The organism is Mesorhizobium captivum (assembly GCF_033977165.1).
Taxonomy (GTDB): domain Bacteria; phylum Pseudomonadota; class Alphaproteobacteria; order Rhizobiales; family Rhizobiaceae; genus Mesorhizobium; species Mesorhizobium captivum.
Window position 1 is genome coordinate 1 of the sequence record NZ_JAVIJB010000039.1, and the last position, 26,631, is coordinate 26,631.

Sequence of the window (26,631 nt, forward strand, 5' to 3'; positions counted from 1 at the left end):
AGGGCAGTAGGGCAGTAGGGCAGTAGGGCAGTAGGGCAGTAGGGCAGTAGGGCAGTAGGGCAGTAGGGCAGTAGGGGTGTCTTTCCCTACTCCCTTACTGCCTACTCCCTTGCTGCTACGCAGCCAGATCGCGCAGGACGTATTGCAGGATGCCGCCGTTCTTGAAGTAGTCGAGTTCGTCCAGCGTATCGATGCGGCAGACGATCGGCACGTTCTTCACCGTGCCGTCGCCGTAGGTGACCTTGGCCACCATCTTCTGGCGCGGCTTGATCGAAGCCAGGCCGTCGATCTCGACCAGCTCGTCGCCCTTGAGGTTGAGGGACGCCCATGAGGTGCCGTCCTCGAAGACGAATGGGATGACGCCCATGCCAACCAGGTTCGAGCGGTGGATGCGTTCGAAGGACTGGGCGATGACCGCGCGGACACCGAGGAGATTCGTTCCCTTGGCCGCCCAGTCGCGCGAGGAGCCGTTGCCGTATTCGACGCCGGCGAAGATGACCAGCGGCACGCCTTCCTGCTTGTATTCCATCGCCGCGTCGTAGATCGACATCTCCTCCTTCGAGGGATAGTGGATCGTGTAGCCGCCCTCGCGGCCGTTCTCTCCCAGCATGTGGTTGCGGATGCGGATGTTGGCGAAGGTGCCGCGCATCATCACCTCATGATTGCCGCGCCGCGTGCCGTACTGGTTGAAGTCGGCGACGCCGACGCCATGCTCGGTCAGATACTTGCCGGCCGGCGAAGCGGCCTTGATCGAACCCGCCGGCGAGATGTGGTCGGTGGTGATCTTGTCGCCGAACAGACCCAGCACACGCGCGCCCTTGATGTCGCCGACCTTGCCGAAGCTGCGCGCCATGCCGGCGAAATAGGGCGGGTTCTGCACATAGGTCGAGCCGTCGTCCCAGGCATAGGTCTGGCCTGCCGGCGCCTTGACCTTCTGCCAGTACTCGTCGCCTTTGAAAACGTCGGCATATTTGCGGGCGAAAAGCTCGCGCGTGACGTTCTTCTCGATGAACTCCTGGATCTCGACCGAGGTCGGCCAGATGTCCTTGAGATAGACCGGCTTGCCGTCGCTGCCCTCGCCCAGCGGCTCGGTGGTGAGGTCCCTGGTGACGGTGCCTGCCAGCGCATGCGCCACCACCAGCGGCGGCGAGGCGAGGTAGTTTGCCTGCACGTCGGGCGAGACGCGGCCTTCGAAGTTGCGGTTGCCGGAGAGCACCGCGGCAGCAATCAAACCCTTATCGTTGATGGTCTTGGAGATCGGACCCGGCAGCGGTCCGGAATTGCCGATGCAGGTGGTGCAGCCGAAGCCGACCAGGTTGAAGCCGATCTGGTCGAGCTCCTTCTGCAGCCCGGATTTCTCCAGATATTCGGCGACCACCTGACTGCCGGGCGCCAGCGAGGTTTTCACCCAGGGCTTCTGCTTGAGGCCGAGGCGGTTGGCGTTGCGGGCAAGCAGCCCGGCACCGATCAGCACGCTCGGGTTCGAGGTGTTGGTGCAGGAGGTGATGGCGGCGATGACGACGTCGCCATGGCCGAGGTCGTAGGAGGCGCCGTCCACCGCATAGCGCTTGGAGATCTCGGCGGCCCTCTTGTATTCGGTCTCCATCGCCTTGGCGAAGCCGGCGGGAATGTCCTGCAGGGCGACGCGGCCCTCGGGACGCTTCGGGCCGGCCATCGACGGCACGACGTCGCCGAGGTCGAGCTCGAGCAGGTCGGTGAAGACCGGATCGGCGGAACCTGCGTCGCGCCACATGCCTTGCGCCTTCGAATAGGCCTCGACCAGCGCGATGCGGCTCTCCTCGCGGCCGGACATCGTCAGATAGCGGATGGTCTCTGAGTCGACGGGGAAGAAGCCGCAGGTGGCGCCATACTCCGGTGCCATGTTGCCGATGGTGGCGCGGTCGGCCAGCGTCATGTTGGAGAGGCCGGGGCCGAAGAACTCGACGAACTTGCCGACGACGCCCTTCTTGCGCAGCATCTGGGTGACGGTGAGCACGAGGTCGGTGGCGGTGACGCCTTCCTTCAGCTTGCCGGTGAGGCGGAAGCCGATGACTTCCGGCAGCAGCATGGATACCGGCTGGCCGAGCATCGCGGCCTCGGCCTCGATGCCGCCGACGCCCCAGCCGAGCACGCCGAGGCCGTTGATCATGGTGGTGTGCGAATCGGTGCCGACGCAGGTGTCGGGATAAGCGGTGGTCTCGCCATCCTCATTGTTGGTCCACACCACCTGTCCGAGATATTCGAGGTTGACCTGGTGGCAGATGCCGGTGCCGGGCGGCACGACGCGGAAGTTGCGGAAGGCCTGCTGGCCCCATTTCAGGAACTTGTAGCGCTCCTCGTTGCGCTCATATTCAAGCTCGACATTGCGGGCGAAGGCCATCGGCGTGCCGAACTCGTCGACGATGACGGAGTGGTCGATGACGAGGTCGACCGGCACCAGCGGATTGATCTTCTCCGGATCGCCGCCGAGCGCCTTGATGCCGTCGCGCATGGCCGCGAGATCGACCACGGCCGGGACGCCGGTGAAATCCTGCATCAGGACGCGGGCCGGGCGATAGGCGATCTCGACGCCGGCGGTGCCCTTGTCGCTCAGCCAGGCGGCGACCGCCTGGATGCTGTCCTTGGTGACGGAGCGGCCGTCTTCGTTGCGCAAAAGGTTCTCCAGCAGCACCTTCATCGAATAGGGCAGCTGGGCGATGCCGGTGAGGCCGTTCTTCTCGGCCTCGGCGAGGTCGAAATAGACATAGTCCGCGCCACCCGCCGTCAGGGTGCGGCGGCATTTGAAACTGTCGAGGGATTTTGACACGTGCGATCCGTCCTTGTCTGTTCAGCCTGAAAGGGAACGGACGCCGATGGCATGCAATCACGCGCAAAGGTGCGGGTACGGCCATTTCCGCTGTCCGCTCCCAAGCAACCCGAGCCGTTCAAGGCGGCGCGTGCGCTGGTTCGGCGCTAATTCGGTTCCCGCGCCGACCGCTGGCACGGATGAACCGCATATAGAGAATTTCCTGGAATAGTTCTAGACAGTCGAAAAGCAAATTTGTGCGATGCGGCGGCGGCCGCGATACGGTGCTTTCGGGACGGGCAAGGATGCGGCTGATCGCCGAAAATCTGGGCGGCGAGCGCGGCGGCGAGACGGTCTTTTCCGGCATCGGTTTCGCGCTCGAAAAAGGCGAGGCGCTCATCGTCACCGGGCCGAACGGCGCCGGCAAGTCGACACTGCTGAGGGTCATCGCCGGCTTGCTGCCGGCGAGCGACGGAAAGGTAAGGATCGAGGGCGGCGGCGAAGCGTTTCCTACGGTCGCCTCGGCCTCGCACTATCTCGGCCATCTCAACGCGATGAAGACCGCACTCAGCATCGAAGAAAACCTGGGTTTTTGGCGCGCCTTCCAGGGCGAGCCGGGACTGAGCGTGGAGGAGGCGCTGGAGACGGTCGGGCTTGGCGGTCTCGGGCATCTGCCTTTCGGCTATCTTTCGACCGGGCAGAGGCGGCGCGCGTCGATCGCGAAGCTTTTGATCAGCCGGCGGCCGATCTGGCTGCTGGACGAGCCGACTGCGGGGCTGGACAAGGCGTCGGAGGAGAGGTTCGCGGGGTTGATGCGCGGGCATCTCCAGGATGGGGGGATCGTGGTAGCGGCGACGCACCTGCCGCTGGGGCTCGAGGGGGCGAAGGGGCTGAGAATGGGGGAAACTATTTGATGTCGGCGCGAGGCGCCCCCCTCCGCCCTGCCGGGCATCTCCTCCTCAAGGGGGGAGATCGGCAGCTCGGGCGCCCCGCTAGCCTTGCCACGCTGGAGATTGGCGAAGGCCAGGGTGACATCCAATCTCCCCCCTTGAGGGGGAGATGGCCGGCAGGCCAGAGGGGGGTGCCTAGGCGAAGGCATCTCAAACCATGCTAGTCCTCTTCCTGCGCGATATTCGCCTTTCCATCCGCGCCGGCGGCGGGGCGCTGATCGGCGTCATCTTCTTCCTGGCGGTGATCGCCACGATTCCGTTCGGCGTCGGGCCGGACCTCAACCTTCTATCCCGCATCGGTCCGGCGATCCTGTGGATCGCCGCCTTGCTCGCCTGCTTGCTCGGCCTCGATCGCCTGTTCCAAGCCGACCGCGAGGACGGCGCGCTCGACCTCTTGGTGCTCAACCACGACCGCCAGATGCTGGCGCTGACGGTGCTGGTGAAATGCCTGGCGCATTGGGCGGGCAGCGTGCTGCCGCTGGTGGTCGCGGCACCGCTGCTCGGCCTGTTCATGAACATGGAGCCGTTGGGCATCGGCGCCACGGCGCTCACGCTTCTCGTCGGCACGCCGGCCATCACCTTCATCGGCGCGGCGGGTGCAGCGGTCGCGGTAGCGCTGCCGCGCGGTGGGCTCTTGATCTCGGTGCTGGTGCTGCCGCTGACCATCCCGGTGCTGATCTTCGGCGTTTCGGCCAGCTACGGCGCGGTGGCCGATCCGGCGCCGTTTGTGCAGCCCTTCCTCATTCTTGCCGCGCTGACGCTGTTTCTTGCGGTGATCGGCCCGCTGGCCGCGGCGCTGGCGTTGCGCCATGGGACGGACTGAGGCCCACGGAACGTTCTCACCCTGCGGCGCCACGCTAGATTGCGCGGCCAGCGGCGCAGGATTAAAGGAAGGCATGGCAGGACGGATTGGCATGGCAGGCGCCAGAGCGGTTCACCGTTTCACGGAAACGCCGAACCGCTCTATCTCTTTGTTTTTACGCAATTCCAGGCGGAAAACCGTTACACACTTTTCCTGGAATTGCTCTAAGGCGGCGCGCAGGGAGCGGCTGAAATGAGCGCGCATGCCCTCTATGTCACCGCCGCCTATGCGATCACGGGAATCGTGCTCGCCGGGCTGATCGGCTGGATCCTGCTCGACCAGCGGGCGCGCAAGCGCGAGCTCGCGGCCTTGGAAGCGGCCGGCGTGCGGCGACGTTCCGACAAATCGGGGAAGGCGAAGCCGTGAGCAGCGAAACGCAAACGCCGTCGCCGCCCCGCCGCCGCCTGTTCGTGCTTTTGCCGCTGCTGGTCTTTTTGGGCCTGGCCGGGCTGTTCCTGTCGCAGCTCCTGTCCGGCCGCGATGTCTCGGAAATCCCTTCGGCCCTGATTGGGCTACCGGCGCCGCAGACCAACCTGCCGCCGCTCGAAGGGTCGAACCTGCCGGGACTCGAGTCGAAATCCTTCGCCGGCAAGGTGACGCTGGTCAACGTATTCGCATCATGGTGCGCGCCGTGCCGGGAAGAGCATCCGGTGCTGCTGGCATTGTCTGAGGACAGGCGCTTCACGCTTGCCGCGCTGAACTACAAGGACGAGCCGGAAAATGCCCGCCGCTTCCTCGGCGATCTCGGCAATCCCTACCAGGCGATCGGCGTCGATCCGGCCGGCCGCGCGGCGATCGACTGGGGCGTCTACGGCGTGCCGGAGACCTTCGTCATCGGCAAGGACGGCAAGATCGCCTACAAGCATGTCGGGCCGCTGACGCCGGAATCGGCGAGGGACCTGCTGCTGCCGCAGATCGAGAAAGCGCTGGCGGCGCCTGGTTAAGGCGACCCCCTTACGTCGTCATTCTAGGGCGAAGCAAGGAGCGAAGCGACGCGGCGCAGACCCTAGAATCCATTCCGTGACATTGACCGAGGAAGGCGACGGTCCAGAATTGGCGCTTTTGCGCGCGCGTCCTGCATCGCTGTGACGCTCGAAAGTCACGGAATGGATCCTCGGGTCAAGCCCGAGGATGACGAAGTGGCCGGCCGAGCAGCCTATCGCTCAGCCGTAGATCTGCTTGTGGATATGGTAGAGCATCTCGGAGCGGTCGGCGCGCAGATCGGCGAGATCGCGGCTCGACAGGTTCTCGATTTCGGCGACGAGACGGTTGTACTGGCGGCGCTTGGCGAAGTTGGTGCGGGCGCGGGTGACGAGGTTGTCGAAGATCATGACGAGGTTCCTTTGCTGCCGCATTCACGCGGCGGGTTGTTCCTCCCTTGATCGATTGCGAGCATGACATAGGAATGGTGCATTGCAAAAGAAAGATGTTGCAATGCACCATTGCAATTAGCGCATAGCCGGTTAACCGGCCGTTACCTCTTGCTTCAACGAGCTCGCATGCCATGGATCGTTAAGATGGCGTGAGAGCCACCAATGATCTTGCCTTCTCTCTCTGCGGCTGGCTTGATCGCGCGTCACCTGAATGCCGGGAGGAAAAGCATGGCGGCCGCCGACTATTACGAAATTCTCGATCCACGCTTCGCGCGGCTGTTCAACGGCGGCGCGCAGGTTGAAAAGCTGTTCACCGGATGCCGGTGGGCGGAAGGGCCGGCCTGGTTCGCGGCCGGCCGCTATGTCGTCTGGTCCGACATCCCCAACAACCGCATGCTGCGCTATGACGAGACCGACGGCAGCATCAGCGTCTTCCGCCAGCCCTCCGGCAATTCCAACGGCAATACGGTCGACCGGCAGGGAAGGCTGGTCACCTGCGAGCATTCGGGCCGCCGCGTCAGCCGCACCGAGCATGATGGCTCGGTCACCACCATCGCCGACAAATGGAAAGGCAAGCGGCTCAACTCGCCCAACGACGTGGTGGTGAGGTCCGACGGTTCGATCTGGTTCACCGACCCCAGCTACGGCATCGACACCGACTATGAAGGCGACAAGGCCGAGAGCGAGATCGGCGCCTGCTATGTCTACCGCGTCGATCCCGGCACGGGCGAGGTCGAGGCCGTCGTCACCGACATGGTCAGGCCGAACGGGCTCGCCTTCTCGCTCGACGAGAGCCTGCTCTATGTCGCCGACACCGGCCGCACGCATGGTGCCGGGAACCCCGCGCATATCCGGGTGTTCGATGTCGGCGAGGGCGGAAAGAAGGTCTCGGGCGGCAAAGTGTTCGCCGACTGCACGGCCGGCCTGTTCGATGGTTTCAGGCTCGACGATGCCGGACGCGTCTGGACGAGCGCTGCCGACGGCATCCACTGCTACGATCCGGACGGGACGCTGATCGGCAAGGTCAAGGTGCCGGAGGTGACCGCCAATTGCGTGTTCGGCGGCGCCAAGCGCAACTGCCTCTACATCGCCGGCACCACCTCGCTTTACGTGGTCCGGCTGATGGTGAATGGGGCGAAGACGTATTGAGGACCTTCATCGGGCTCGGATGAAGCCGGCGAGGCTCCGAATCGCCTCGCCGATCGCCTGACGGTTCGCGGGCTCCGCCAGGATCGCCTCGATCTCCGCCGGCTTCTTGCCGAGCAGCGCGATCTCGAGCGTGGTGTCCTCACAGAGCGCGAAGGACATGGTGCGCATGATCTCGGCGAGCGCGGCGCGGGCGTAGAGCGAGCGCGGCGAGGCGTGCACCAGCATCGCCGGCTTGCCGACGGCGGCATCGCGCGACACCAGCCAGTCGAGCGCATTCTTCATGCCGCCCGGCACGCCATGCGCATATTCCGGACAGGAGACGATGACGCCGTCGGCCCGGGTGACGGCTTCGATCAGGGAGGCTGCTTCGCGCGGCGTGCGCTCGCCCTCGTCGTCGGGATTGAAGATCGGCAAGCGGCCGAGCCCGCGGTAGACGGTGACACGGCAATCCGCAGGCGCGTTGGCGGCTAAAGCCGCGACAAGGGCCGAGTTGGTCGAGGCGGCGCGCAGGCTGCCGGAGATGGCGAGGATGTCGATCAAGGGGATGAGCCGGGGTGAGTCGTCCCCGGATGCTACCACATGGTCTGCCTGTAATCGTCGTCGAGCTCGCGGTCGATCTCGCCGGCGCTCTCGGCCAGAGCCAGCTGGTCGCGGATGATCTGGCCGAGCGTCGGCAGGGTCGCGCGGTCGTACCAGGTCTCCGGCTTCCACAAATCCGAACGCATGAAGGCCTTGGCGCAGTGCATATAGGCGGCCTTGACCGTCACCACGATGACGCTTTGCGGCTCCTTGCCGTCGACAGCCAGGCGCTCGCGCAGGCCAGCATCGACGGTGATGCGGGCATCGCCGTTGACGCGCAGCGTCTCGTTCATGCCGGGAATGAGGAAGAGCAGCCCGACCGACGCGTTGCGGATGATGTTTTCCAGCGTGTCCAGCCGGTTGTTGCCTGGACGGTCGGGAATGGCGATGGTGCTGTTGTCGAGGATGGCGGTGAAGCCGGGCTTGTCGCCTTTCGGCGTCACGTCCGCATTGCCGACGCCGTCCGAGGAGCCGATCAGCACGAAGGGGCTCTTGCCGATGAAGGAGCGGCAGTGGCCGTCGAGCGCCTTCAGTTCCTTGCGGATCGAGCCGTCGGTCGGTCGGGGCGTCTTGTAGATATTCCTCAGCTCGTCGCGCGTGGTGAGGAATTCCATGACCGTCCCCTCTTTAGTTTTGACGCAATTCCGGGCGGAAAACCGTTACACACTTTTCCTGGAATTGCTCTATTTGCCGGCCTTCTCTTCCCCGCCCGCCTTGTCCTCCAGCGAGTGGCGCATGATCAGCGGCATCTGGCTGAAGGTGAAGAGCAAGGTGATGGGAATCGTGCCCCAGACCTTGAAATAAAGCCAGGTCGCTTCCGAGAAATTGCGCCACACCACCTCATTGAGCACGGCCAGGAACAGGAAGAAGAGTCCCCACCGAAAGGTCAGCTTGCGCCAGCCTTCCGCATCGAGCTGGAAGGCCGAATCGAAGACGTAGCCCAGCAGCGACCTGCCGAAGGCCAGCCCGCCGAGCAATGCGACGCCGAACAGGGAGTTGATGATGGTCGGCTTCATGAAGGCGAAAGTCTTGTCCTGCAGATACAGGGCGAGCGCGCCGAACACGAACACGACGATCGCCGAGACCAGCGGCATCAGCGGCAGGCTGCGCGTCAGCGCCCAGGACGCGCTGAGCGACAAGGCCGTCGCGACCATGAAGAATGCGGTGGCGATCAGGATCGGTTCGCCGAGATGGGTGAGGACCGGGAATTTTTGGGCGAGCCACTCACCGCGGATGGTGGTGAAGAAGAACACCAGGCCCGGTCCCAGCTCGAGCAGGAACTTCAGGCCGGGATTGAGCGGCTTGCGGCGCGGATCGGACGGGTCGCGTTCGAGGATATTCATAAAAGTCCTTCTTGCGCATGATCTGGCCGAAAAGCGGGCAGATCACGCTTGTTCAAGCCACGCCGGCGATCGCCCTGGCGAATTCGCTGGCGGAAAACGGTTCGAGGTCGTCGACCTGCTCGCCGACGCCGATGAAATAGACCGGCAATCTGTGCTTGGCGGCGATCGCCACCAGAATACCGCCGCGCGCCGTGCCGTCCAGCTTGGTCATCACCAGGCCGTTGACGCCGGCGACGTTGCGGAAGATCTCGACCTGGCTCAGCGCATTCTGGCCGGTGGTGGCGTCGACCGTCTGCAGCACGGTATGCGGCGCTTCCGGATCGAGCTTGCCCAGAACGCGCACGATCTTTTCCAGTTCCGCCATCAGCTCGGTCTTGTTCTGCAGCCGGCCGGCCGTGTCGATGATCAGCACGTCGGAGCCGGCCTCCTTCGCCTTCTCGAAGGCATCGTAGGCGAGGCCGGCGGCATCGGCGCCGAGCTTGGTGGCAATGACCGGCGATTTCGTGCGCTCGCCCCAGATCTTCAACTGTTCGATCGCGGCGGCGCGAAAGGTGTCGCCGGCCGCCAGCATCACCGAAAGCCCGCCTTCGGTCAGCTTGGCCGCCAGCTTGCCGATGGTCGTGGTCTTGCCGGTGCCGTTGACGCCGACGACCAGAATGACATGCGGCTTGTGGCTGAGGTCGAGCTCGAGCGGTTTTGCGACCGGGGTCAGGACTTTTTCCACTTCCGCAGCCATCACCGCGCGGACTTCGGAATCGGAAACATCCTTGCCGTAGCGGCTGGAGGCGAGCGAATCGGTGACGCGCAGCGCCGTCTCGACGCCGAGATCGGCGCGGATCAGCACGTCCTCCAGGTCCTGCAGCGTGTCCTCGTCCAGCTTTCGCTTGGTGAAGACGCCGGCAATGTTGCCGCTGAGCTCACGCGAAGAACGGGCAAGCCCGTCGCGCATGCGCTGGAACCAGGAGCGCCGGGGCGCGGGCTCCGGTGCTTTTTGTGGCTCCGCTTTCTGCTCGACCTTTTTGGCGACCGTCACCTTGCCGGCGGAAGGCGCGGGTTTTGGTGGCGCGGGGACGGCTTCAGGTTCCGGCGCGATCTCGGCGCGCACGGGCTGCGGTTCGATGGGCGCAGGTTGGCGAATGGGCGGCGAGATTTCGGCGGCAGCTTCAGCAGAGGGTGCCAGGTCCTCGGCAGGCTGGCGCTGCCCCTCACCCTTACCCTCTCCCCGTGAAGGACGGGGAGAGGGGGGCTCAGGCGTTGTAGCTTCGCCCTTCTCCCCGTCACTATACGGGGAGAAGGTGCCGGCAGGCGGATGAGGGGCGGCGTCAGCCTCGGGCTCGGGCGCGATCTCGGCGCGCACGGGCGGGGGCTCGATGGGCGCAGGCTGGCGAATGGGGGGCAACGCTTCCGCCGGCGGGATTTCAGGAGGTGTCGGCGTCTGCGCCGGAACCTCGCTCGGCGGCGTCGGCACTTCGACCGGGGCCGGCTCAGGCTGCGGTTCCGGACGCGACGGGACGATGTCCGGCTCGCTCGGCGCGGGTGGCGGCACTTCCTGCGGCTTCGGCTCAGGCGCCGGGCCCGGTGCGGGCTCGGGCTCTGCCGGCGGGATCGGCACTTCCTCCGGCGCCGGCTCAGGCCCACCCGGAGCGGGCTGCGGCTCTTCTTGCGGCTCAGGCCCCGGCAGCGGTTCCGGCTCGGACGGAACGATCGGCTCCGGCGCAGGCGGGATGCCCGGTTCCGGCGCCGGTGGAACGGCTGGAGCAGGCTCGGGCTTTGGTTCCTCGGGTGCCGGTTGGGGCGGCGCCCCTACCTCCCCCTCGACGGGGGAGGTCCCGAGCGCAGCTCGGGTGTGGGGGTGACTGTCGCTGGCGTCGGTGCTGTCACCCCGCCCCGCCACTTCGTGGCGACCCTCCCCATCGAGGGGTGGGTGAGGCGCTGGCTCCTGCTCAGTCTCCGGCTTCAGCGCCTCCAGCGCATCCCATTTGATCGGCGGCAGGGGCGCGGTCTCGTCGACGCGCTCCTCGACGACCTCTTTCCTGCCGAACGAAAATATCTTCTTGAAGAAACCAGCCATACGTCTTGCTGTCTCAGGCGGCTTGGGCGGCAAGGGGAGCCGCGATCAGGCGGGCGCCGTCATGGCCGGCGACAACCGCCTCGACGATCTCGCCCGGCTGACCGGCGGCAATCGCGGCGAGCGTAAAACCTTCGGTGCGGCCGAGGCCGTCGCGCTCGACCAGGATCGACTGGCGGGTGCCGGCAAGGGACGCCAGATGGCGGCGATAGGCGGCTTCGCCGGCGGCGCGCAGCCGCGCTGCGCGCTGCTTGACCAGCTCGCGGCGCACCTGCGGCATGCGCGCGGCGGGCGTGCCTTCGCGTGGGCTGAACGGGAAGACGTGGAGATGCGTCAGGCCGCATTCCTCGACGATCTTCTCGGAGTTCTCGAACATCGCCTCGGTCTCGGTCGGGAAGCCGGCGATGATGTCGGCGCCGAAGACGATGCCGGGACGCAGCTTGCGGACGTCCTCGCAGAAGCGGATCGACTGGTCGCGCAAATGCCGGCGCTTCATACGCTTCAGGATCATGTCGTCGCCCGACTGCAGCGACAGATGCAGATGCGGCATCAGCCTCGGCTCGGTGGCGATGGCGTCGAGCAGATCGTCGTCGGCCTCGATGGAATCGATCGAGGAGAGTCTCAGCCGCTTCACGTCGGGCACCTGGCGCAGGATCGTCTTCACCAGCTTCCCGAGCTTCGGGCCGCCCGGCAGATCGGCGCCAAAGCTGGTCATGTCGACGCCGGTCAGCACGATCTCGGCATAACCGTTGCCGGCGAGACGCTTGACCTGCTCGACCACGGCACCCATCGGCACCGAACGCGAATTGCCGCGGCCGTAAGGGATGATGCAGAAGGTGCAGCGATGGTCGCAGCCGTTCTGCACCTGCACGAAGGCGCGCGCCCGGCCCTCGATGGCGTCGACCATATGGTTTGCCGTCTCGCGCACTGAGAAGATGTCGTTGACGCGCGCCTTCTCGGTGTCGTTGACGCCGAAGTCGGGTAGCGCGCGGTAGGAGTTGGCCTTGAGCTTTTCCTCGTTGCCGAGGACGAGGTCGACCTCGTCCATGGCGGCGAAATTCCGCGGCTCGGTCTGCGCCGCGCAGCCGGTGACGATGATGCGCGCCTCAGGATTCTCGCGACGGGCCTTGCGGATCGCCTGCTTGGCCTGGCGCACGGCCTCTGCGGTGACGGCGCAAGTGTTGAAGATGACGGCGCCGCCTTCGAGCGCGCCGAGACCGGCATTTTCGGCCTCGCGGCGCATCACTTCCGATTCATAGGTGTTGAGGCGACAGCCGAACGTGACGACGTCAATGCCCCTGGAAGCAGGGCCTTTGGCGGGAGCGGACATCAGGCGGCGCTTTCGGTGTCGCGGGCCCAGGCGCCGGTCGAGGGGTCGAACCTGCCGGAAAACTCCCATTCGGCGGCACCGGTCAGGATGACGTGATCGTCGTCGCGCCACTCGACATGCAGCTCGCCGCCGCCGGGCGTGATCAGCGAGACGCTGCGGCCGGTGCGCTTGGTGCGGGCGGCCGCCACCACGGCGGCGCAAGCGGCCGAGCCGCAGGCCTTGGTGAGACCTGCGCCGCGCTCCCAGGTGCGGATGATCATCGTCTCGGGCGAAGTCACCTGCGCAATGGTGATGTTGGCGCGCTCGGGGAAGATCGGATGGTTCTCGAGCAGCGGGCCGAAGCGGTCGAGCTCGTAGGACCAGACGTCGCGATCGACCCAGAAGATGGCATGCGGATTGCCCATCGAGACGACCGAAGGCGAATGGAGCACCGGCGCGTCGATCGGGCCGATCTGCAATTCGATCATGCGGGTGTCGCGGAACTCCTCGGCAAGCGGAATTTCCTGCCAGCCGAAGCGCGGCTTGCCCATGTCGACCGAGATCGAGCCGTCGGCATGTTCCTCGGCATTGAGGATGCCGGCGCGGGTTTCGAAAGTGAACGTCTTCAGGCCGGTTTCGGCGGCCAAGGCCTGCACCACGCAGCGCATGCCGTTGCCACAGGCCTGCGCGCCAGAGCCGTCGGAATTCAATATGTCGACATAGTAAGCGGTGCCGTTGGTGCGCGCATCGTGGATCGCCATTATCTGGTCGAACTTCGTCGCGGCATCGGCATTAAGCGCGATGGCCGCTGCCGGCGTTACCCGATCGGCACGGCCGCGCATATCGGCCACGATGATCTCGTTGCCGATGCCGTTCATCTTGGCGAAGGGGGCAGTGCCTGCCATCGATCCGGTCATTTCCGTGTCCGTTTGGCGCTATATGGCGGAAACGGGCAGGAATTACCAGTGCGACGCCGTTCTAGGTTACGGCGAAGACGCCGAGCACAATCAGCAGGAAGATGATCAGCACGATGCCGATCAGGATGCGAGCGCCCAGAGCGGCGGCACCGGCCAGTGCCGGCATGCCGAGCAGGCTTGCGGCTGCGGCGACAATCAGAAGGATGATGATCCATTTGATCATGGAGGCTCCGAGCGAAAATTGCGCTGGGGACCAACGCATTTCGGCGGCCCGGGTTCCGCCTATCCTCGGCATCTCAGGCCGATGGGACGTCCCAAACCTCGCCCGGGCGCATGGCTCGGAAACGCTCCCGCGAAACGCCTTCGGCCGCCAGTGCCTCGTTGAGCTTTTGCGCCGGCTCTTCGATCGGCTCGTCGGTGAGTTGAAACGTGCCCCAGTGGCAGCCGGCGGCATGGGCGGCATTGCACAACTTCATGCCCTGGACAGCTTCCTCCGGGTTCTGGTGTTGCGGCGCCATGAACCAGCGCGGCTCGTAGGCGCCGATCGGCAGGACGGCCAGCCGAAAGCCGCCATGCTTTTGCGCCATCAGCCGGTAGTTTGCGCCGCCGTGGAAGCCGGTGTCGCCGGCGAAATAGACCTTGCCGGCCGCCGTTTCGATCACGAAGCCCGCCCACAGCGCCATGCGGCGGTCGCGCCCACCGCGCGCCGACCAGTGATGCACCGGCTCGACATGGATGGCGGCGCTGTCGCCGAATTCGATCCTGTCGCCCCAATCATGCGCGGACAGCCGCATGCCGGGCACGGCGCCGCCGATGATTGCGTCGTTGCCGAGCGGCGTGACCAGCAGCGGATCGTGGCTCTGCTTCAACCGCCTCAGCGTGGCGAGATCGAGATGGTCGTAGTGGTTGTGGCTGAGGAGCACCAGGTCGATCGGCGGCAGGTCGGCAAAGGCGATCCCCGGCGCGTTGACCCGCTTCGGCCCGACGAAGGCGAAAGGCGAGGCGCGCTCCGACCAGACCGGGTCGGTCAGCATGTTCGATCCAGCGGTCTGGATCAGCAGCGAGGCGTGTCCGACCATGGTGAGTCGGAGCGCTGTGCCCTCGATCCTCTGCTCGGGCTTCGCCTCTGGAAAGGGGCTCGGAAAGGCCGCCGGCCATTTCGAGCGCCCGCCGCTCAACTGCCATTTGAGAAGATCGGCGAAGCGCCCCGGCGGCTTGCCGTCGGGATTGAAAAAGAGGGTGCCGTCGAAATGGTCGCTGGGCGGGCCGCTGTAATAGCGGTTGGCGGTCCTCTTTCCCGCAGCCATCGTTTCTCCCGCCCGTTCTGTTCCTGAGATAAGGACGCGGGCGCCTGGCGCAAGCATTTTGCTGGCGAATGCCAAGGGCCGAAGGCCCGCTTCGACTAGGATCGACGATGTGGAGGGACGGCGCCGTGGCAATGAAGCGGACCAAGACACCGTGGATGAAGGCCGAGGATTTCGGTCGTTCGCTGCCGCCTGGGCTGGGCGTCAACCTGCTGGTCACCGACATGGCGGCGATGGAGGCTTTCTGCCGTGACGTGCTCGGCGCTCGGATCATCTATGCCGACGAGGATTTCGCGGCGATCGAGCTGCTGGGCTCGATCTTCATGCTGCATGCCGACCACTCTTATCTCGACAATTCGATGACCGGCGTGATTGCCGGTGCCGAGACGCGTGGCGCCGGCATCGAGCTGCGTCTTTATGGCTCCGATCCGGATGCGGTCGAGAAAAAGGCGGCTGCGTTGGTCCATATCGTGCGGGCAGGTTCGATCGACAAGCCGCATGGCCTGCGCGAATGCTACATCGTCGGCCCGGATGGTTATGTTTTCGTGCCCAGCGCGCAGCTGCAAGCCTGAAATTTCAATGGCTTACGGCCATGGCCCTCGATATGACCCGGTCGACGGACGACTTGCGATAAATTTGCAACAGCAGCGCCGAAAACCCTATTTTAACCATATCGGGTTGAAATTCTGCCACCTTCGCCATCTTGGTGAAGCATGTGTTTACGCGGACGGCGCCCCCCACCGGATCCGACGGAGGTTGGAATGACTTTTTCGAAGAATGGCCTTTTGGCCGTATCGCTGGCCGCGCTCGTTGCGAGCGGCTGCTCGACCTCGCGGTTCTCGTCGATGGACGACCAGCAGCCGGCGCCGCTCACGCCGGCGCCATCCGGCACGGTGACGCAGAACCAGCTGCCACCACCGGCCGCCCCTGGCGCCACCGATCCGTCGCAGTTCCCGACGGCGCCGGCGAACAGCCAGGTCGCCTCGCTGCCGCCGAATGGCGCGGCGCCCGCGGGCGCCGCGGACCTGACCGCGGCCAGCGTCGCCGGTGTCTGGAACGTCAATGTTTCCGGCCAGAGCTGCAAGGTGGCGACGCCGCAGACCAAGTTCGGCGCCGGCTATCGCGCCGGGCCACTGCACTGCCCGGCTCCGGTCGACGGCATCAAGTCGTGGAACGTCGCCGGCAAGCAGCTGACGCTCTATGACGAAAACGGCGGCGCGCTGGCCAGGCTCTATTCGTCCGGCGGCGAAAAGTTCGATGGCCAGACTTCCAACGGGCAACCGATCTCGCTTACAAGGTAAGGCTAGGGCATGCTGATATTCAGGTGATGCCGGCCTGCGAACGGCGCTTTCTCCGCTTCCGGCCTTCGCCGGCCGAAGCACTCATGAGGTGATTGTGGCAGTTAAGGCTATGGTCGGCGTAGGCCGGTGCTCACGTACTTCAAGTACGCTCCGCTCCGGTTCTCGAAAGCCGCCATCTTCGGCTCGGCCTGACCTGAATCTCAACACACCCTAACTCTTCCTGGAGCATTTTGCTCAGAGCAAACGACGTGACCTATGCATCTGCGTGACGGCCTCCAGACCCATGTGACCGTCAGGCAGCGCTACGACCATCTGGTCGAGACCGGCGCGGTCGGACGCGACACGGCGCAGGAGCGCGTCGTTGCCGCGCTCGACCGGCTGACCGACGAGATCTCCGCAAAAAGGCTGGCGCAGAAATCCAGCGCGCTGGGCTGGCTGTTTGCGCGCAGCAGGCAGCCGCGCGAGGCGCTCAAGGGTCTCTACATCCATGGCGGCGTCGGGCGCGGCAAGACGATGCTGATGGACATGTTCTTCGAGCTGCTGCCGGTCAGGCGCAAGCGCCGCGTCCATTTCAACGATTTCATGGCCGATGTGCAGGACCGCATCCAGAAACACCGGGCGGCGCGCAAGAACGGCGATGTCAAGGAAGACGATCCGATCCCACCCGTGGCGCTGGCGCTGGCCGAGCAAGCCTGGGTGCTGTGCTTCGACGAGTTTTCGGTCACCGACATCGCCGATGCGATGATCCTGTCACGCCTGTTCTCGGCACTGTTTGCCAACGGTGTGGTGCTGGTCGCCACCTCCAATGTCGCCCCGCAGGATCTTTATCGCGACGGGCTGAACCGGCAGCTCTTCCTGCCTTTCATCGGCCTGCTCGAGCGCAATGCCGAGGTGCTGACGCTCGACACCGAAAAGGACTACCGGCAGGAGAAGCTCAACCGCCTGCCGGTCTATATTACGCCGGCCGACGAGGCGGCCGACCGCGCGCTCGACGAGGCCTGGAAGGCGATGGCGCATGGCAGGCCAACCGAGGCGGTGACACTGACGCTGAAAGGGCGCCAGCTCATCGTGCCACGCGCCGCCGGCGATGCCGCCCGCTTTTCCTTCGCCGACCTTTGCGAAAAGCCGCATGGCGCGCGCGACTACCTGGCGATCGCCGACCGCTTCTCGACCATCTTCATCGACCATGTGCCGGTGCTCGGCGAAGGCAAGCGCAACGAGGCCAAGCGCTTCATCCTCTTGATCGACACGCTCTACGATCACCGCATGCGGCTGGTCATGAGCGCCGAGGCGCCGCCCGAAGGGCTCTACACCGCCAAGCGTGGCACGGAAGTATTCGAATTCGAACGCACCGCCTCGCGGCTGGTCGAGATGCAAAGCCGCGACTGGCTGGAAGGCTGGGCGGAACGGCGCGAGGTGGAGGCGGCGCCGGCGGAGGCAAGGCAGGCGCAGGGGTAGCCATCGCGCTTCGTCATCCTAGGGCGGAGCGACGCGAAGCGGAGCGCAGACCCTAGGATGACGAAGACGTAGGCGCTTCGTCCAATCTCGAAAGCCGATAGACATACATCACGAAATCTTCCGCCTTACCATGCGGCTCCCTCCGCGTCTCATAAAGCGCCCGCGCCGGTCCGTTGTCGGGCTCGGTGCCGACCCAAGCCTCGTCGCAGCCCTCCTCGCGGCCGATCTCGAACATGGCGTCGAGCATTTTCCGGGCGATGCCTTGCCGCTGGAAGGGCGGCGCCACGCCGACCTCGTCGATGTAGAGCTCAATCACCTTGTCGGGGTGGCGGTGGATGACGGCGGCGCATTGGCCGACCACAATTTGGTCGACAACCGCCACGATCATGAAATGGCCTGGCGAGGCGAGATAGGCGGCGTGGCGGTCGGGCCGGACCGGCTCGTCGAACACTTCGTCGGCGACTTGCATCACAAGGGCGTCATCGCCCGGATTGAGCCTTCTGATTTCGACGTTCATTGTGTAAATTCTCCTCAGTCGGCTCACGAATTTTGACGTTTACGTAATTCCCAATCTATCTAACCGATTGAAAACACTAGGCCCAAAATAATCGTTTGAATTTCTCCTACGCCGGAGCTATTGGGTGCGGCGAAATCTCGCGGGTTCCCGCATCCTTTCGGCCTCCCCGGCCCCGTCGTCTATTCTGCAAAGATTTGGGCACCGTCACAGACAAAGGGAAAACATCCTGACATGGCACGCAACAAGATAGCGCTCATCGGCTCGGGCATGATCGGCGGCACGCTCGCCCATATGATCGGCCTCAAGGATCTAGGCGACGTGGTGCTGTTCGATATCGCCGAGGGCATTCCGCAGGGCAAGGGCTTGGACATCGCCCAGTCCTCGCCGGTCGACGGGTTCGACGCCAGGCTGACCGGCGTCAACGACTATGCCGGCATCGAAGGCGCGGATGTGTGCATCGTCACCGCGGGCGTGCCGCGCAAGCCGGGCATGAGCCGCGACGACCTCTTGGGCATCAACCTCAAGGTCATGGAACAGGTCGGCGCGGGCCTGAAGAAATATGCGCCGAAGGCTTTCGTCATCTGCATCACCAACCCGCTCGACGCCATGGTGTGGGCGCTGCAGAAGTTCTCCGGCCTGCCGACCAGCCATGTCGTCGGTATGGCCGGTGTGCTCGACAGCGCCCGCTTCCGCTACTTCCTGGCGGAAGAGTTCAAGGTCTCGGTCGAGGACGTCACCGCCTTCGTGCTCGGCGGCCACGGTGATAGCATGGTGCCGATGATCCGCTATTCGACCGTGTCGGGCATCCCGCTGCCCGACCTCGTCAAGATGGGCTGGACCTCGAAGGAGAAGCTCGACCAGATCGTGCAGCGCACCCGCGACGGCGGCGCCGAGATCGTCGGCCTCTTGAAGACCGGCTCGGCCTATTACGCGCCGGCGGCGTCCGCAATCGCCATGGCCGAATCCTACCTCAAGGACAAGAAGCGCGTGCTGCCCTGCGCCGCGCACCTCTCCGGCCAGTATGGGGTGAAAAATACTTATGTCGGCGTTCCAGTGGTGATCGGCGCCGGAGGCGTCGAGCGCGTCATCGAGATCGAACTCGCCAAGGCCGAGCAGAAGATGTTCGACAATTCGGTGGCGGCCGTGCAGGGCCTGACCGAGGCCTGCACCAAGATCGCCCCGCAACTCGCCGGCAAGTAAATCGTCCTCCCCGGAGATCAAGCGCATGAACATCCATGAATATCAGGCCAAGGCGTTGCTGAAGTCGTTCGGCGCGCCGGTAGCAAGCGGCGTTCCGGTGTTCAAGGCGAGCGAGGCGGAAGCCGCCGCCAAGGCACTGCCCGGCCCGCTCTATGTTGTGAAGAGCCAGATCCATGCCGGCGGCCGCGGCAAGGGCAAGTTCAAGGAACTGCCCGCCGACGCCAAGGGCGGCGTGCGGCTGGCGAAGTCGGCGGCCGAAGTGGTCGCCAACGCCAACGAGATGCTTGGCCACACGCTGGTCACCAAGCAGACGGGACCTGCCGGCAAGCAGGTCAACCGCCTCTATATCGAGGACGGCGCCGACATCGAGCGCGAGCTCTATCTGTCGATCCTGGTCGACCGTTCGGTCGGCCGCATCGCTTTCGTCGTCTCGACCGAGGGCGGCATGGACATCGAGGCGGTCGCGCATGACACGCCGGAAAAGATCCTCACCGTCGCCATCGACCCGGAAAAGGGCGTGACGGCGGACGACGTGAAGAAGCTCAACGCCGCGCTGAAGCTCGACGGCGATGCGGCCAAGGACGGCGGCACGCTGTTCCCGGTCCTCTACAAGGCCTTCGTCGAGAAGGACATGAGCCTGCTCGAGGTCAACCCGCTGATCGTCATGAAGAACGGCCGGCTGCGCGTGCTCGACGCAAAGGTGTCGTTCGACAACAACGCGCTCTTCCGCCATCCGGACGTGATGGAGCTGCGCGACACCACCGAAGAGGACGAGAAGGAGATCGAGGCGTCGAAATACGACCTCGCCTATGTCGCGCTCGACGGCAATATCGGCTGCATGGTGAACGGCGCAGGGCTGGCCATGGCGACGATGGACATCATCAAGCTCTACGGCGCTGAGCCGGCTAACTTCCTCGACGTCGGCGGCGGCGCTTCCAAGGAGAAAGTGACGGCAGCGTTCAAGATCATTACCAAGGATCCGGCGGTCGAAGGCATATTGATCAACATCTTCGGCGGTATCATGAAGTGCGACGTCATTGCCGAGGGCGTGATCGCCGCGGTCAAGGAAGTCGGGCTGAAAGTGCCGCTGGTGGTGCGCCTTGAGGGCACCAACGCCGAGCTCGGCAAGAAGATCATCAACGACAGCGGCCTCAACGTGGTGTCGGCAGACGACCTCGACGACGCGGCCAAGAAGATCGTCAAGGCGGTGAAGGGCTGAGCGGATGCCTCCGCGCAAGATAAACCTGGTCGAAGCGGCGGACGCGAAGATCGCCAAGGTCTTCGATCCGCACATCGCCGGCGACGTCAACGACAGCCAGGCCAAAGTCGCCAAGTTCGGCGAGGTGTTCGACTGGCATGCGCATGACCATGAGGACGAAGCGTTCCTCGTGCTGCGCGGCAGGATCGCGATCGACTTCCGCGATGGGCCGGTCGAGCTCAGCGAGGGCGATTTCATCGTCGTGCCGCGCGGCGTCGAGCACCGGCCGCGCTCGCTGACCCCGGAACCGGTGGTGCTGATGTTCGAGCCGGCGACGACCTTGAACACCGGCAATGCCAAGAGCGACCTCACCGTCACCGACCTCAAGCGGCTCTGAGCCATGAACGCGGCGCCTTTCTCCTCCCTTTCGGCCGACCACCAGCACCTGCAGGCACTGGTCGGCGCGTGGCGGGGCGAGGAAGACGTCGCCGCCACGCAATGGACCGATGCCGGCACGGCGACTTCGGAACTGCTGGCGGAGGCGCAGTTCGGCGGACTGTTCGTGGTGCAGCGCTATCGCCAGCGCAGCGACGGCACGATCTCGTTCGGCGCGCACAATGTGTTCGGCTTCGACCAGCAGAACCGCGTCTGCACCATGCATCAGTTCGACTCGATGGGCTTCGTGCCGGTCTCGCCGGCCACGGGCACATGGAGCGGCAACGAGCTGGTGCTGGAAAGGTCGTCACCGCGCGGCGCAGCCTGCGTGATTTACAGCTTTGACGGCACCGATACCTACCGCATGAAACTTCAGTTCAAGCCCGCCGGCAGCGATGCCTGGCAAGACATGGTGAGCGGCGTCTACCGACGCGTTTCGCCTTCCACGATCAACGGTTTTTAGAAAAGGGCCGCGATGTCCATTCTCGTCGACAAGAACACCAAGGTGCTGGTCCAGGGTCTGACCGGCAAGACCGGCACGTTCCATACCGAGCAGGCGCTGGCCTATCACGGCACAAAGATGGTTGGCGGCATCCACCCGAAGAAGGGCGGCGAGACCTGGACCGGCGCCAAGGGCGAGACCCTGCCGATCTTCGCCACCGTCGCCGAGGGCAAGGAGAGGACCGGCGCCAACGCGTCCGTGATCTATGTGCCGCCGGCGGGCGCGGGCGAAGCGATCATCGAGGCGATCGAGGCCGAGATCCCGCTCATCGTCTGCATCACCGAAGGCATCCCGGTGATGGACATGGTCAAGGTCAAGGCGCGGCTAGACCGTTCCTCCTCGCGGCTGATCGGCCCGAACTGCCCGGGCGTGCTGACGCCCGACGAATGCAAGATCGGCATCATGCCCGGCAACATCTTCCGCAAGGGCTCGGTCGGCGTTGTTTCCCGCTCGGGAACACTTACCTATGAGGCGGTCTTCCAGACCTCCAATGTCGGACTCGGCCAGACCACCGCGGTCGGCATCGGCGGCGATCCGGTTAAGGGCACCGAGTTCATCGACGTGCTGGAGATGTTCCTCGCCGACGACGAGACCAAGTCGATCATCATGATCGGCGAGATCGGCGGCTCGGCCGAGGAAGATGCCGCGCAGTTCTTGAAGGACGAGGCCAAGCGCGGCCGCAAGAAGCCGATGGCGGGTTTCATCGCCGGGCGCACGGCGCCGGCTGGCCGCACCATGGGCCATGCGGGCGCGGTGATCTCCGGCGGCAAGGGCGGCGCGGAAGACAAGATCGCGGCGATGGAATCTGCCGGGATAAAGGTTTCGCCGTCGCCGGCCCGACTGGGTACGACCCTGGTAGAGGCGATCAAGGGTTAAGCGAATAGTGAGTAGCGAATAGCGAATAGGGAAAACAGAGTAACGACGCGACTCCAGGGAAATTCCCTACTCGCTATTCGCTACTCACTATTCGCTCCAAGAAGGAGACGGAGCCGGGCTCCGCAGACGAAAATGGCAAGACAAGATCAGGCCAACGACCAATTCTCGCTCACCTCATTCCTCTATGGCGGCAATGCCGACTATATCGACGCGCTCTATGCCGCCTATGAGGATGATCCGGCCTCCGTCGATCCGGAATGGCAGGATTTCTTCGCGGCGCTGAAGGACGACGCGGGCGATGTGCGCAAGAACGCCACCGGCGCCTCCTGGGCGAAGCCCTCCTGGCCGATGCAGGCCAATGGCGAGCTGGTCTCGGCGCTCGACGGCAATTGGGGCCTGATCGAGAAGGCGATCGAAAAGAAGGTCAAGGAGAAGGCGGTCGTCAACGGCGCGGCGCTTTCCGACGCCGACGTGCACCAGGCGACGCGCGATTCCGTGCGCGCCATCATGATGATCCGCGCCTACCGCATGCGCGGCCATTTGCACGCCAATCTCGATCCGCTCGGCATTGCCAATCCGCTCGAGGACTATAACGAGCTGTCGCCGGAAAATTACGGCTTCACCGAAGCCGACTACGACCGGCCGATCTTCCTCGACAATGTGCTGGGCCTCGAATTTGGCACCATCCGGCAGATGCTGGATATCCTCACCCGCACCTATTGCTCGACGCTCGGCGTCGAGTTCATGCACATCTCCGATCCGGAGGAGAAGGCCTGGATCCAGGCGCGCATCGAAGGCGCCGATAAGGAGATCACTTTCACCGCCACCGGCAAGAAGGCGATTCTGTCGAAGCTGATCGAGGCCGAAGGCTTCGAGCAGTATATCGACGTCAAGTACAAGGGCACCAAGCGCTTCGGCCTCGACGGCGGCGAGTCGCTGATCCCGGCGCTGGAGCAGATCCTCAAGCGCGGCGGCCAGCTTGGCCTAAAGGAGATCGTGCTCGGCATGGCGCATCGCGGCCGCCTCAACGTGCTTTCCCAGGTGATGGCCAAGCCGCATCGCGCCATCTTCCACGAGTTCAAAGGCGGCTCGGCCGCGCCCGACGAGGTCGAAGGCTCGGGCGACGTGAAGTATCATCTCGGCGCCTCGTCGGACCGCGAGTTCGACGGCAACAAGGTGCATCTGTCGCTGACCGCCAACCCCTCGCACCTGGAAATCGTCGATCCTGTCGTGATGGGCAAGGCGCGCGCCAAGCAGGATCAGCTCGCCGGCCGCGAGCGCGGCGAGGTCGTGCCGCTGTCGGAGCGCGCCAAGGTGATGCCGCTGCTGCTCCATGGCGATGCGGCGTTTGCCGGCCAGGGCGTGATCGCCGAGATCCTCGGGCTCTCCGGCCTGCGCGGGCATCGCGTCGCCGGCACGCTGCATGTCATCATCAACAACCAGATCGGCTTCACCACCAATCCGCGCTTCTCGCGCTCCTCGCCCTATCCGTCAGATGTGGCCAAGATGATCGAGGCGCCGATCTTCCACGTCAACGGCGACGATCCGGAAGCGGTGGTGCACGCCGCCAAGGTTGCGACCGAGTTCCGCATGAAGTTCCACAAGCCGGTGGTGGTGGACATGTTCTGCTATCGCCGCTTCGGCCACAATGAGGGCGACGAGCCGGCCTTCACGCAGCCCATCATGTACCGCAGCATCCGCAGCCATAAGACGGTGGTGCAGGTCTATGCCGACCGGCTGATCGCCGAAGGCCATATCACCCAGGCCGAGGTCGACAAGATGCGGGCCGACTGGCGCACGCATCTGGAGAGCGAGTGGGAAGTCGGCCAGTCCTACAAGCCCAACAAGGCCGACTGGCTGGACGGCGCGTGGTCGGGCCTGCGCACCGCCGACAACCAGGACGAACAGCGCCGCGGCAAGACCGCGGTGCCGGTCCGCACGCTCAAGGAAATCGGCAAGAAGCTGACCGAGGTGCCGAAGGATTTCGAGGCGCACAAGACGATCCTGCGCTTCCTCGAGAACCGCCGCCAGGCGATCGAATCCGGCGAAGGCATCGACTGGTCGACCGCCGAGGCGCTGGCCTTCGGCGCGATCCTGCTCGACGGCAATCCGATCCGGCTCTCCGGCCAGGATTCGGAGCGCGGCACCTTCTCGCAGCGCCATTCGGTGCTCTACGACCAGCGCGACGAGAACCGCTACATCCCGCTCAACAATCTGTCGGCGGCGCAGGCCGGCTACGAGGTCATCAACTCGATGCTCTCGGAAGAGGCGGTGCTCGGCTTCGAGTATGGCTACAGCCTGGCCGAGCCCAAGGCGCTGACGCTCTGGGAAGCGCAGTTCGGCGATTTCGCCAATGGCGCCCAGGTGGTGTTCGACCAGTTCATCTCGTCGGGCGAGCGCAAGTGGCTGAGAATGTCGGGCCTCGTCTGCCTGCTGCCGCATGGCTATGAGGGCCAAGGGCCGGAGCACTCGTCGGCGCGCCTGGAGCGCTTCCTGCAGCTCTGCGCCGAGGACAACATGCAGGTGGCGAACGTCACCACGCCGGCCAACTATTTCCACATCCTGCGCCGGCAACTGAAGCGCGACTTCCGCAAGCCGCTGATCCTGATGACGCCGAAGTCGCTGTTGCGCCACAAGCGTGCGGTGTCGACGCTGTCGGAAATGGCGGGCGAGAGCTCGTTCCACCGGCTGTTGTGGGACGACGCGCAGCTCCTGGCCAACCAGCCGATCAAGCTGGTGAAGGATTCCAAGATCCGACGCGTCGTGCTGTGCTCGGGCAAGGTCTATTACGACCTCTACGAGGAGCGCGAGAAGCGCGGCATCAACGACATCTACCTGCTGCGCGTCGAACAGCTCTATCCGTTCCCGGCCAAGGCGCTGATCACCGAGCTGTCGCGTTTCCGCAATGCCGAGATGGTGTGGTGCCAGGAGGAGCCCAAGAACATGGGCGCCTGGTCGTTCATCGACCCCTATCTCGAATGGGTGCTGGCGCATATCGACGCCAAGCATCAGCGGGTGCGCTACACCGGCCGGCCGGCCTCGGCCTCGCCGGCGACCGGATTGATGTCGAAGCATCTCAGCCAGCTCGCCGCCTTGCTCGACGACGCGCTGGGCGAATAGGCCCCGGGGCGAACAAGCAGGCCGGACGAAACAGACCTCAAGAAGAGAAGAGAACGGACAGGCACAATGGCTACCGAAATCCGCGTCCCCACTCTGGGCGAATCCGTCACCGAGGCGACTGTCGGCAAGTGGTTCAAGAAGGTCGGCGACGCGATTGCCGCCGATGAGCCCCTGGTCGAGCTCGAAACCGACAAGGTGACGGTGGAGGTGCCTGCCGCCGGCGCCGGAACGCTCTCCGAAATCACCGTCAAGGAAGGCGAGACGGTCAATGTCGGCGCGCTGCTCGGCTCGATTGCGGCGGGTGGCGAAGCGGCCGCGCCGGCGACCAAGCCGCACGCGGTGGCGCAGGCCTCGAGCCCGGATGCCGCGTCCACGACCAAGCAGGCCGCGGCGGAAACCGCCAAGGTTGCCGGCGGCGGCGGTCCGATCGAGCCGCGCACCATGCCGCCGGCGCCGGCCGCGGCCAAGCTGATCGCCGAGCACAATCTTGCGGTCGACCACCTGCCGGGCTCGGGCAAGCGTGGCCAGGTGCTCAAGGGCGACGTGCTCGACGCTATCGCCAAGGGCGCGCCCTCGCAGCCGGCCGAGACGCCGAAGGCGGCTCCCGCGCCCGCTCCCGCCGCCGCCCGCGCGCCGTCGACGGCCGACGATGCCTCGCGCGAGGAGCGCGTACGCATGACCAAGCTCAGGCAGACGATCGCGCGCCGCCTCAAGGAGGCGCAGTCGACCGCCGCCATGCTCACCACCTTCAACGAGGTGGACATGAGCGCGGTGATGGCGCTGAGGGCCAAATACAAGGATGTGTTCGAGAAGAAGCACGGCGTGAAGCTTGGCTTCATGGGCTTCTTCACCAAGGCGGTGACGCACGCGCTGAAGGAGATCCCGGCGGTCAATGCCGAGATCGACGGCACCGACATCATCTACAAGAATTTTGCTCATGTCGGCGTCGCCGTCGGCACCGACAAGGGCTTGGTGGTTCCGGTGGTGCGCGACGCCGACCAGATGTCCATCGCCGAGATCGAGAAGGAGATCGGCCGGCTGGGTCTCGCCGCGCGCGACGGCAAGCTGTCGGTCGCGGATATGCAAGGAGGCACCTTCACGATCTCCAACGGCGGCGTCTACGGCTCGCTGATGTCGACGCCGATCCTCAACGCCCCCCAGTCCGGCATCCTCGGCATGCACAAGATCCAGGAGCGGCCGATGGTGGTCGGCGGCCAGATCGTCATCCGCCCGATGATGTATCTGGCGCTCAGCTACGACCACCGCATCGTCGACGGCAAGGAAGCGGTGACCTTCCTCGTGCGCGTCAAGGAAAGTCTGGAGGATCCCGAGCGGCTGGTGCTCGATCTGTAAGGTGATCTATGGCGGTTCGCGGCCGGAGCGGC

26 protein-coding genes are annotated in these 26,631 nt (G+C 64.9%); 15 read left to right on the forward strand and 11 right to left on the reverse strand.

Annotation, left to right across the window (positions count from 1 at the left end):
• Nucleotides 1–115: 115 nt before the first annotated feature.
• Nucleotides 116–2,806, reverse strand: a complete 2,691-nt coding sequence (gene acnA / locus RFM40_RS26220) for an aconitate hydratase AcnA (RefSeq protein ID WP_320278558.1) — start codon at nt 2,804–2,806, stop codon at nt 116–118.
• A 284-nt stretch (nt 2,807–3,090) separates the two neighbouring features.
• Here acnA and ccmA point away from each other — a divergent pair, with 284 nt between their 5' ends.
• The 4 genes from ccmA (at nt 3,091) to RFM40_RS26240 (ending at nt 5,541) form a co-directional block, all read left to right on the forward strand.
• On the forward strand, nt 3,091–3,699 hold the full coding sequence (gene ccmA, locus RFM40_RS26225; protein ID WP_320273191.1) for a heme ABC exporter ATP-binding protein CcmA: 609 nt from the start codon (nt 3,091–3,093) through the stop codon (nt 3,697–3,699).
• Between the two features lie 193 nt (nt 3,700–3,892).
• Entirely contained in the window at nt 3,893–4,558 is a 666-nt protein-coding gene (ccmB, locus tag RFM40_RS26230) for a heme exporter protein CcmB (protein WP_320273192.1), read from the forward strand.
• A gap of 231 nt (nt 4,559–4,789) precedes the next feature.
• Nucleotides 4,790–4,963, forward strand: a complete 174-nt coding sequence (gene ccmD, locus RFM40_RS26235; RefSeq protein WP_320273193.1) for a heme exporter protein CcmD — start codon at nt 4,790–4,792, stop codon at nt 4,961–4,963.
• Nucleotides 4,960–5,541, forward strand: coding sequence for a DsbE family thiol:disulfide interchange protein (locus RFM40_RS26240; RefSeq protein ID WP_320278559.1), 582 nt, complete (start codon nt 4,960–4,962; stop codon nt 5,539–5,541). The genes ccmD and RFM40_RS26240 overlap by 4 nt, the downstream gene beginning before the upstream one ends.
• A gap of 219 nt (nt 5,542–5,760) precedes the next feature.
• On the opposite strand, the gene RFM40_RS26245 is transcribed toward RFM40_RS26240, so the two are convergent.
• Complete coding sequence (locus RFM40_RS26245) at nt 5,761–5,928, reverse strand: hypothetical protein (protein ID WP_320278560.1); 168 nt, start codon at nt 5,926–5,928, stop codon at nt 5,761–5,763.
• Between the two features lie 270 nt (nt 5,929–6,198).
• Between RFM40_RS26245 and RFM40_RS26250 the strand changes: the two genes are divergently transcribed.
• Nucleotides 6,199–7,119, forward strand: coding sequence for an SMP-30/gluconolactonase/LRE family protein (locus RFM40_RS26250; protein WP_320278561.1), 921 nt, complete (start codon nt 6,199–6,201; stop codon nt 7,117–7,119).
• A gap of 6 nt (nt 7,120–7,125) precedes the next feature.
• Here RFM40_RS26250 and RFM40_RS26255 read toward each other — a convergent pair whose 3' ends face one another.
• From RFM40_RS26255 to RFM40_RS26290, 8 genes are all read right to left on the reverse strand, one after another.
• Entirely contained in the window at nt 7,126–7,659 is a 534-nt protein-coding gene (locus RFM40_RS26255; protein WP_320278562.1) for an NADPH-dependent FMN reductase, read from the reverse strand.
• Nucleotides 7,660–7,691: 32 nt separating this feature from the next.
• Nucleotides 7,692–8,312 (reverse strand): pyridoxamine 5'-phosphate oxidase family protein, encoded by a 621-nt coding sequence (locus RFM40_RS26260; protein WP_320278563.1) that lies wholly within the window; start codon nt 8,310–8,312, stop codon nt 7,692–7,694.
• A gap of 69 nt (nt 8,313–8,381) precedes the next feature.
• Nucleotides 8,382–9,041, reverse strand: coding sequence for a septation protein A (locus RFM40_RS26265; RefSeq protein ID WP_292342468.1), 660 nt, complete (start codon nt 9,039–9,041; stop codon nt 8,382–8,384).
• Between the two features lie 52 nt (nt 9,042–9,093).
• Nucleotides 9,094–11,112: a signal recognition particle-docking protein FtsY gene (gene ftsY / locus RFM40_RS26270; protein ID WP_320278564.1), complete on the reverse strand. Its 2,019-nt coding sequence runs from the start codon at nt 11,110–11,112 to the stop codon at nt 9,094–9,096.
• 13 nt (nt 11,113–11,125) lie between these two features.
• Nucleotides 11,126–12,439: a tRNA (N(6)-L-threonylcarbamoyladenosine(37)-C(2))-methylthiotransferase MtaB gene (mtaB, locus tag RFM40_RS26275; protein ID WP_320278565.1), complete on the reverse strand. Its 1,314-nt coding sequence runs from the start codon at nt 12,437–12,439 to the stop codon at nt 11,126–11,128.
• A complete protein-coding gene (gene dapF / locus RFM40_RS26280; protein WP_320229461.1) occupies nt 12,439–13,323 on the reverse strand; it encodes a diaminopimelate epimerase in 885 nt (294 codons plus the stop codon). Before dapF ends, mtaB begins: the two co-directional genes overlap by 1 nt.
• Nucleotides 13,324–13,396: 73 nt before the next feature.
• On the reverse strand, nt 13,397–13,558 hold the full coding sequence (locus RFM40_RS26285; protein ID WP_082296467.1) for a DUF1328 domain-containing protein: 162 nt from the start codon (nt 13,556–13,558) through the stop codon (nt 13,397–13,399).
• Between the two features lie 73 nt (nt 13,559–13,631).
• Nucleotides 13,632–14,642, reverse strand: coding sequence for an MBL fold metallo-hydrolase (locus tag RFM40_RS26290; protein ID WP_320278566.1), 1,011 nt, complete (start codon nt 14,640–14,642; stop codon nt 13,632–13,634).
• Nucleotides 14,643–14,773: 131 nt separating this feature from the next.
• Between RFM40_RS26290 and RFM40_RS26295 the strand changes: the two genes are divergently transcribed.
• The 3 genes from RFM40_RS26295 (at nt 14,774) to zapE (ending at nt 17,398) form a co-directional block, all read left to right on the forward strand.
• The gene (locus RFM40_RS26295) at nt 14,774–15,211 is read left to right on the forward strand and encodes a VOC family protein (RefSeq protein WP_320229419.1); all 438 of its coding nucleotides are present in this window, start codon (nt 14,774–14,776) and stop codon (nt 15,209–15,211) included.
• A 189-nt stretch (nt 15,212–15,400) separates the two neighbouring features.
• Nucleotides 15,401–15,940, forward strand: a complete 540-nt coding sequence (locus RFM40_RS26300; RefSeq protein WP_320229420.1) for a protease inhibitor Inh/omp19 family protein — start codon at nt 15,401–15,403, stop codon at nt 15,938–15,940.
• A 255-nt stretch (nt 15,941–16,195) separates the two neighbouring features.
• Nucleotides 16,196–17,398, forward strand: a complete 1,203-nt coding sequence (gene zapE / locus RFM40_RS26305; protein WP_320278567.1) for a cell division protein ZapE — start codon at nt 16,196–16,198, stop codon at nt 17,396–17,398.
• A gap of 52 nt (nt 17,399–17,450) precedes the next feature.
• Here zapE and RFM40_RS26310 read toward each other — a convergent pair whose 3' ends face one another.
• Nucleotides 17,451–17,915 (reverse strand): GNAT family N-acetyltransferase, encoded by a 465-nt coding sequence (locus RFM40_RS26310; protein WP_320278568.1) that lies wholly within the window; start codon nt 17,913–17,915, stop codon nt 17,451–17,453.
• A gap of 231 nt (nt 17,916–18,146) precedes the next feature.
• Between RFM40_RS26310 and mdh the strand changes: the two genes are divergently transcribed.
• From mdh to odhB, 7 genes are all read left to right on the forward strand, one after another.
• Entirely contained in the window at nt 18,147–19,115 is a 969-nt protein-coding gene (mdh, locus tag RFM40_RS26315; RefSeq protein ID WP_320223629.1) for a malate dehydrogenase, read from the forward strand.
• Nucleotides 19,116–19,140: 25 nt separating this feature from the next.
• Entirely contained in the window at nt 19,141–20,334 is a 1,194-nt protein-coding gene (sucC, locus tag RFM40_RS26320) for an ADP-forming succinate--CoA ligase subunit beta (RefSeq protein ID WP_320278569.1), read from the forward strand.
• A gap of 4 nt (nt 20,335–20,338) precedes the next feature.
• On the forward strand, nt 20,339–20,710 hold the full coding sequence (locus RFM40_RS26325; protein ID WP_320278570.1) for a cupin domain-containing protein: 372 nt from the start codon (nt 20,339–20,341) through the stop codon (nt 20,708–20,710).
• Between the two features lie 3 nt (nt 20,711–20,713).
• The gene (locus RFM40_RS26330) at nt 20,714–21,211 is read left to right on the forward strand and encodes a DUF1579 family protein (RefSeq protein WP_320278571.1); all 498 of its coding nucleotides are present in this window, start codon (nt 20,714–20,716) and stop codon (nt 21,209–21,211) included.
• 12 nt (nt 21,212–21,223) lie between these two features.
• Nucleotides 21,224–22,126, forward strand: coding sequence for a succinate--CoA ligase subunit alpha (gene sucD, locus RFM40_RS26335; RefSeq protein WP_320278572.1), 903 nt, complete (start codon nt 21,224–21,226; stop codon nt 22,124–22,126).
• A gap of 132 nt (nt 22,127–22,258) precedes the next feature.
• A complete protein-coding gene (locus tag RFM40_RS26340; RefSeq protein WP_320278573.1) occupies nt 22,259–25,246 on the forward strand; it encodes a 2-oxoglutarate dehydrogenase E1 component in 2,988 nt (995 codons plus the stop codon).
• A gap of 66 nt (nt 25,247–25,312) precedes the next feature.
• On the forward strand, nt 25,313–26,599 hold the full coding sequence (odhB, locus tag RFM40_RS26345; RefSeq protein ID WP_320273210.1) for a 2-oxoglutarate dehydrogenase complex dihydrolipoyllysine-residue succinyltransferase: 1,287 nt from the start codon (nt 25,313–25,315) through the stop codon (nt 26,597–26,599).
• Nucleotides 26,600–26,631 lie beyond the last annotated feature (32 nt).

Coding starts and splice junctions, on each gene's coding strand:
- ccmA (WP_320273191.1), top strand. CDS start 3,091: ATGCGGCTGATCGCCGAAAATCTGGGCGGCGAGCGCGGCGGCGAGACG.
- ccmB (WP_320273192.1), top strand. CDS start 3,893: ATGCTAGTCCTCTTCCTGCGCGATATTCGCCTTTCCATCCGCGCCGGC.
- ccmD (WP_320273193.1), top strand. CDS start 4,790: ATGAGCGCGCATGCCCTCTATGTCACCGCCGCCTATGCGATCACGGGA.
- RFM40_RS26245 (WP_320278560.1), bottom strand. CDS start 5,928: ATGATCTTCGACAACCTCGTCACCCGCGCCCGCACCAACTTCGCCAAG.
- RFM40_RS26250 (WP_320278561.1), top strand. CDS start 6,199: ATGGCGGCCGCCGACTATTACGAAATTCTCGATCCACGCTTCGCGCGG.
- RFM40_RS26260 (WP_320278563.1), bottom strand. CDS start 8,312: ATGGAATTCCTCACCACGCGCGACGAGCTGAGGAATATCTACAAGACG.
- RFM40_RS26265 (WP_292342468.1), bottom strand. CDS start 9,041: ATGAATATCCTCGAACGCGACCCGTCCGATCCGCGCCGCAAGCCGCTC.
- ftsY (WP_320278564.1), bottom strand. CDS start 11,112: ATGGCTGGTTTCTTCAAGAAGATATTTTCGTTCGGCAGGAAAGAGGTC.
- mtaB (WP_320278565.1), bottom strand. CDS start 12,439: ATGTCCGCTCCCGCCAAAGGCCCTGCTTCCAGGGGCATTGACGTCGTC.
- dapF (WP_320229461.1), bottom strand. CDS start 13,323: ATGGCAGGCACTGCCCCCTTCGCCAAGATGAACGGCATCGGCAACGAG.
- RFM40_RS26285 (WP_082296467.1), bottom strand. CDS start 13,558: ATGATCAAATGGATCATCATCCTTCTGATTGTCGCCGCAGCCGCAAGC.
- RFM40_RS26290 (WP_320278566.1), bottom strand. CDS start 14,642: ATGGCTGCGGGAAAGAGGACCGCCAACCGCTATTACAGCGGCCCGCCC.
- RFM40_RS26295 (WP_320229419.1), top strand. CDS start 14,774: ATGAAGCGGACCAAGACACCGTGGATGAAGGCCGAGGATTTCGGTCGT.
- RFM40_RS26300 (WP_320229420.1), top strand. CDS start 15,401: ATGACTTTTTCGAAGAATGGCCTTTTGGCCGTATCGCTGGCCGCGCTC.
- zapE (WP_320278567.1), top strand. CDS start 16,196: ATGCATCTGCGTGACGGCCTCCAGACCCATGTGACCGTCAGGCAGCGC.
- RFM40_RS26310 (WP_320278568.1), bottom strand. CDS start 17,915: ATGAACGTCGAAATCAGAAGGCTCAATCCGGGCGATGACGCCCTTGTG.
- mdh (WP_320223629.1), top strand. CDS start 18,147: ATGGCACGCAACAAGATAGCGCTCATCGGCTCGGGCATGATCGGCGGC.
- sucC (WP_320278569.1), top strand. CDS start 19,141: ATGAACATCCATGAATATCAGGCCAAGGCGTTGCTGAAGTCGTTCGGC.
- RFM40_RS26325 (WP_320278570.1), top strand. CDS start 20,339: ATGCCTCCGCGCAAGATAAACCTGGTCGAAGCGGCGGACGCGAAGATC.
- RFM40_RS26330 (WP_320278571.1), top strand. CDS start 20,714: ATGAACGCGGCGCCTTTCTCCTCCCTTTCGGCCGACCACCAGCACCTG.
- sucD (WP_320278572.1), top strand. CDS start 21,224: ATGTCCATTCTCGTCGACAAGAACACCAAGGTGCTGGTCCAGGGTCTG.
- RFM40_RS26340 (WP_320278573.1), top strand. CDS start 22,259: ATGGCAAGACAAGATCAGGCCAACGACCAATTCTCGCTCACCTCATTC.
- odhB (WP_320273210.1), top strand. CDS start 25,313: ATGGCTACCGAAATCCGCGTCCCCACTCTGGGCGAATCCGTCACCGAG.